5 protein-coding genes are annotated in these 5,114 nt (G+C 68.1%); 4 read left to right on the forward strand and 1 reads right to left on the reverse strand.

The window, feature by feature from the left end; translation table 11 throughout:
• The 3 genes from J5F18_RS12780 to J5F18_RS12790 all read left to right on the forward strand — a co-directional run.
• The coding region (locus J5F18_RS12780) for a 1-acyl-sn-glycerol-3-phosphate acyltransferase (RefSeq protein WP_346298994.1) at window positions 1-937 on the forward strand (937 nt) is incomplete at its 5' end.
• A 27-nt stretch (window positions 938-964) separates the two neighbouring features.
• Complete coding sequence (locus tag J5F18_RS12785; RefSeq protein ID WP_346298995.1) at window positions 965-2,143, forward strand: cation diffusion facilitator family transporter; 1,179 nt, start codon at window positions 965-967, stop codon at window positions 2,141-2,143.
• A gap of 117 nt (window positions 2,144-2,260) precedes the next feature.
• On the forward strand, window positions 2,261-4,180 hold the full coding sequence (locus tag J5F18_RS12790) for an EAL domain-containing protein (RefSeq protein ID WP_346298996.1): 1,920 nt from the start codon (window positions 2,261-2,263) through the stop codon (window positions 4,178-4,180).
• Window positions 4,181-4,258: 78 nt separating this feature from the next.
• On the opposite strand, the gene J5F18_RS12795 is transcribed toward J5F18_RS12790, so the two are convergent.
• Window positions 4,259-4,597, reverse strand: a complete 339-nt coding sequence (locus J5F18_RS12795; protein ID WP_346298997.1) for a tryptophan synthase subunit beta like protein — start codon at window positions 4,595-4,597, stop codon at window positions 4,259-4,261.
• Between the two features lie 215 nt (window positions 4,598-4,812).
• On the opposite strand from J5F18_RS12795, the gene J5F18_RS12800 reads away from it, so the two are divergent.
• The gene (locus tag J5F18_RS12800) at window positions 4,813-5,094 is read left to right on the forward strand and encodes a hypothetical protein (RefSeq protein ID WP_346298998.1); all 282 of its coding nucleotides are present in this window, start codon (window positions 4,813-4,815) and stop codon (window positions 5,092-5,094) included.
• Window positions 5,095-5,114 lie beyond the last annotated feature (20 nt).

The raw sequence follows: 5,114 nt of genomic DNA on the forward strand, positions 1-5,114 counted from the left end.
CCAGATGCGCATCGCCTCCTACATGGAGCGCATGATTCGCACCACCACCGATGAATTTCGGGTCGAGGGACTCGAGGCGCTGGACGACGATACCGCCTACCTGTTCATCGGCAACCACCGCGATATCTCGCTGGATCCGGCCTTCGTCAACTATGCGCTCTACCTGGCCGGGCGCGACACCGTGCGCATCGCCATCGGCGACAACCTGCTCAAGAAGCCCTATGTCACCGACCTGATGCGGCTCAACAAGAGCTTCATCGTGCCGCGCAGCGCCCGCGGCAAGCGGGCGATGCTGGCCGCCTACCAGCGGCTCTCCGGCTATATCCGCCACTCCATCACCGTCGACAACCACTCGATCTGGATGGCCCAGCGCGAGGGGCGCGCCAAGGATGGGATCGACCGCACCGACCCGGCGATCATCAAGATGCTGACCATCGCTCGACGCGCCGAGCAGCGTGACGTGGCGATCGGCGAGGCGATCGCCGAGCTGAGACTGGTGCCGGTGTCGATCAGCTACGAATACGACCCCTGCGACGTGCAGAAGGCCCGCGAACTCCACGCACTGCACACCAGCGGCAACTACGAGAAGGGCCAGTTCGAGGACATCCAGTCCATCGTGTCCGGCATCACCGGCCACAAGGGCCGGGTCCAGCTGCGCTTCGGCACCCCGCTCTGCGCCAACCTCGAGAGCCCCGAGGCCGTGGCCGCCGAAATTGACCGCCAGGTACTGGCTGGCTACCACCTCTTCCCCAGCCACTACCTGGCCCTGGAGGCGCTGGGCGATACCCGCGACCTCGTGAACCGGCAGGCCATCAGCGACGCCGACCGCGCCCGCTTCCAGGCGCGCCTGCAGCAGGTCCCGGCCGAACTGCGTCCCTGGTGGCTGGCACAGTACGCCAATCCGGTACGCCACCGTGCCGGGCGCATCGCGTCCTGACCGCCTCCCCCTGACAGCGAGAACGCCATGGCACACGCCCACGGCCACCATCACCCGGACCACGGCGCCCAGACCCGGGAGGCCCACAAGGCCACCCTGATCGGGGCGGTCATCGACTTCGTGGTGGGCGTGGCCAAGATGGTCACCGGCTTCCTGGTGGGCTCCGCGGCGCTGATCGCCGACGGCATCCACTCCTTCTCGGACATCCTCACCGATGTCTTCGTGCTGGCCGCCACCCACTTTGGCCGCCAGGCACCCGACAGCAACCACCCCTACGGACACGGCCGCATCGAGACCCTGGCCACCCTGTGGCTGGGCAGCGTGCTGATCTTCGTGGCCGGCGGCATCGCCTGGGCCAGCCTGATGCGGCTGCTCACCGGCGAACCGATTCCTGCCCCGGGCATCTGGGCCATCGGCATCGCCGTGATTGCCCTGGCCGCCAAGGAGTGGATCTTCCGCTACACCCTGCGCGTAGCCAAGCGGGTCAACTCCCGGCTGCTGGAGGCCAATGCCTGGCACTCCCGCTCCGACGCCCTCTCCACCGTGGTGGTGCTGATCGGCCTGGTCGCAGCCCAGTTCGGCGCAGGATGGATGGATGCGGTGGCCGCCATCGTGGTGGGCGTCATGGTGGGGCAGGTCGGGGGGCGACTGTTGTGGGAGTCGAGCCAGGAGCTGATCGACACCGCCCTGCCCGAGGCGGAACGCCGCGAGATGCAGGCGGTAGCCGAGGAAGTGCCCGGCGTGCGCGGCGTGCACGACCTGCGTACCCGCACTCTGGGCAGCCAGGCGCTGCTCGACCTGCATATCGTGGTGCCGCCGCGGGTGACCGTCTCCGAGGCCCACGAGATCGGCAACACGGTGAGCCGCCGCCTGCGCGAGGCCTTCCCCGCCCTGGCCGATGTGACCTTCCACATCGACCCGGAGGACGATGCCGGGGAGACCGAGCACAGCCGCCGCCCAGGGCTGCCCCTGCGCGGCGACGTGGAAGGCATGCTCGACGAGACCTGGCGCGACGTGAGAGCCTGGAACACCCGCGTAGCCCTCGATCTGCACTACCTGGACAACCAGGTGGACGTCTCGATCTTCATCAACCGGCTGCCGCCCGGCCAGACGCTGGACGAGGCCGCCGACGAGCTGCGCGAGGCCTGCCGGGACCTCGGCTGGGTCGGTCGGCTCCGCGTCTGGCAAGGCCCCGGCAAGGGATAAGGCCAGCGGGCCACCGCCACTCCCCGGCGGGTGTCGTGCTGGCGTATGGTGATCGATCTCGGCGCAAGCCCGGTTTCCTGTGACTCGGGTGCCTAGTCCGCTTGGGAGAACAACGGAATGTCGCTTATCAAGCAGCTCTGGCTGACTATCCTGGCCCTGCTGTTGCTGGCCTTCGGCGGCAGTCTGGTCATCGGGCTCACCGGCAGCCGCCACTACATGCAGCAGAGCGTGGCGATGAAGGATGCCGACAACGCCAATGCCCTGGCGCTGACCCTGACCCAGCTCGACAAGGACCCGGAGACCCTCGGCCAGCTGATGGCGGCCCAGTCTGAAACCGGTCGCTATCGCCTGATCGAACTGCGCGACCCGCAGGGCGAGGTGATCGCGCGCCATGTGAGCGACGAGACCGTCGTGGGCGCTCCCCGCTGGTTCATCGCGCTGGTGCGCTTCGAGGCCCCCCCCGCACAGGCCGTCGTCCAGTACGGCGGGGGCCAGCACGGCACCCTGACCGTGGCCACCCTTCACGACTATGCCTACCGCTCGCTGTGGCGCAGCACCCTGGCGCTGCTCGGGTGGTTTATCCTGGTGACCGGTCTCATTGGCCTGGCCCTGGGGGCCTGGGTCGTGGGCACGGTCCACCGACCGCTGCGCGCCGTGGTAGCCCAGGCCAACGACATCGGCGATTGGCGCTTTACCACCTCCCCCGAACCGCGGGCCCGTGAGCTGAAGGAGGTCGTCCGGGCCATGAACCAGCTCTCCAACGCCGTGCGCGAGATACTCGGCCGCGAGAGCCAGCGGCTCGACGTGCTCAGGCAGCGCCTGCAGCACGACGCCGTCAGCGGCGTGCTCAACCGCGAGGCCTTCCTTGGCCAGCTTCGGGGGGTGCTCGAAAGCAGTGGCCACCTGGCCACCGGCAGCCTCGCACTGGTCAGGCTGGCACGGCTCGGCGAGGTCAGCGAGCGGCTGGGTAGCGCGGTCACGGACGAGCTGCTCCGCGCACTCGGCCAGGAGCTCGACCAGCTCGGCAAGGTCAACGGCAGCGGCATTGCCGGGCGGCTTGGCGGGGGCGACTTTGCCCTGCTGGTGCCCGGCCAGGTGGAGCCGGACGCTCTCGGGCGCGAGCTTGCCCTGCGCCTCAACGCCCTGCGCCGGCAGGAGGAACGGGTTGCCCTGGGGCTACCCTCGGCGCTGATCGCCTACTCCCAGGAGGATCGGCCCGGCGATCTGCTGGCCAGCCTCGACGGGGCCCTTGCCGCCGCCGAAAGCCGTGGCGACCTGGCCCAGCTCATCGCCGAGGGCGCCAAACGCCTGCCACTGTTCCACTCACACACCGAGTGGCGCCAGGCACTTCAGGACGCCCTGCAGGCTGGGATTTATCTTGGCCGCTTTCCGGTGCTGGACGCCCAGGGCAAGCTGCTGCACCTGGAGTGCCCAGCGCGTCTGCGACTCAAGGGCGAGTGGCGCCCCGCCAGCGTATTCCTGCCGTGGATCTCCCGCCTGGGCCTGGATAGCGCCCTGGACATGGCCGTGGCCCGCGAAACCCTCAAGGAGATCGCCCGCCACGGCAAGCCACTGGGCATCAACCTGTCACCCGCCTCGGTGCACAATGCGCGCTTCGTGCTCGATCTGCGCAACCTGATCGACTCACATCGGGAGCACGCGGCGAAGCTCTGGCTGGAGGTGCCGGAGGCGGTGGTCATGCATGATCTGGAGAGTTTCCGCAGCCTGTGTCGTGAGCTTCGGCCCTTCGGCTGCCGACTTGGCCTGGAGCACGTCGGGCGCGAGTTTCGTCGCATCTCCGACCTGCAGGACCTGGGGCTCGGCTTCCTGAAGATCGACGCCTCCCTGGTCAAGGGCGTCGAACAGAGTCCCGAGCAGCAAACCATCCTGCGCGGCATGGGCACACTCTGCCACTCCATCGGCATCCTGGCCATCGCCGAGGGGGTCGACAGCCCGCAAGAGGCAGCGCTGCTCTACGAGCTCGGTGTGGATGGCGTTACCGGTCCGGGCGTTCGCCAACACGACAGGCCCGTCTGAGCGAGTCGAATTCCGCCAACCAGCATGAAGACCCCGCTGGCACGAGCGTTCCTCCCGGGCGCCGGCGGCCGGGCAGGGTCAGATCGCGCCGCCCTCCTCGTCGTCAGCGCCGACCAGGCTCAGGCCACTCGGGCGGCGACGCAGCGCCTGCCGCTCCATCATTCTCTGCCGGGCCGCCTCGGGGAGCTCGGTGAAGCTGATCACCTTCTTGTCCACCAGCAGCTCGATCACGTCCTCGAGGATCCGCACGAAGGCGAGATCCGATGCCTGGAAATATGCCTGGCCGCGACTCACCTCACCCTCGCTAAGAAAGGCCAGCAGCTCCGGCGAGTCCGCCGAGAGAAACTCCCGGCAGTCCGGCGTCGCCTCCCGGCTGACCAGCGTGATATGGCCGTTATCGTTACGGTTGACGTACATGGGGGGCTCACTCTCGGTGCTCTGGTGTAATGGCAGGCTAGATCAGCTGGAGCGCGCCTGCCTGGACCGATGTTGGCAATCGGCGGGCGCCCGGGCGCTCGCCGGTCCCGGCACAGCCCGATCGAGGGTGACGGCGTCTCGCCCCCTCTTCTGCATCAGGGAAACGTGGTATCGTCTCGCCACAGCGGCACGGCAACGCACACAAGGAGACGGCCATGTCCTCATCGGAAATCCAGAAGACCCGGGTCATCAACGAGCTGCGCGGCTTCATCAAGAAGCTGTTGCAGGACCCGCAGATCCTCGAGCAGTCCCTCGAGGTCGCCCGTCGCCATCTTGTCGAGGGCAGCAATCGCGAGGTGATGGCACGCATCGCCAACGAGATCTCGGAGACGACCAGCGTCCACATCCCCGAGGACCCCGCCGAGCACAGCGAGGCCGATCGGCTGTTCCTGGAACTGCTCAAGGAGGTCGTCGACGAGGGGCAGGCCCTCTACTGAGGCCCATCACGCGATCTCCC

It is taken from the genome of Halomonas sp. BM-2019 (assembly GCF_017584085.1).

What these genes read in the sequence shown, in the direction of transcription:
- J5F18_RS12785 (WP_346298995.1), top strand. Translation starts at nt 965, where the DNA reads ATGGCACACGCCCACGGCCACCATCACCCGGACCACGGCGCCCAGACC.
- J5F18_RS12790 (WP_346298996.1), top strand. Translation starts at nt 2,261, where the DNA reads ATGTCGCTTATCAAGCAGCTCTGGCTGACTATCCTGGCCCTGCTGTTG.
- J5F18_RS12795 (WP_346298997.1), bottom strand. Translation starts at nt 4,597, where the DNA reads ATGTACGTCAACCGTAACGATAACGGCCATATCACGCTGGTCAGCCGG.
- J5F18_RS12800 (WP_346298998.1), top strand. Translation starts at nt 4,813, where the DNA reads ATGTCCTCATCGGAAATCCAGAAGACCCGGGTCATCAACGAGCTGCGC.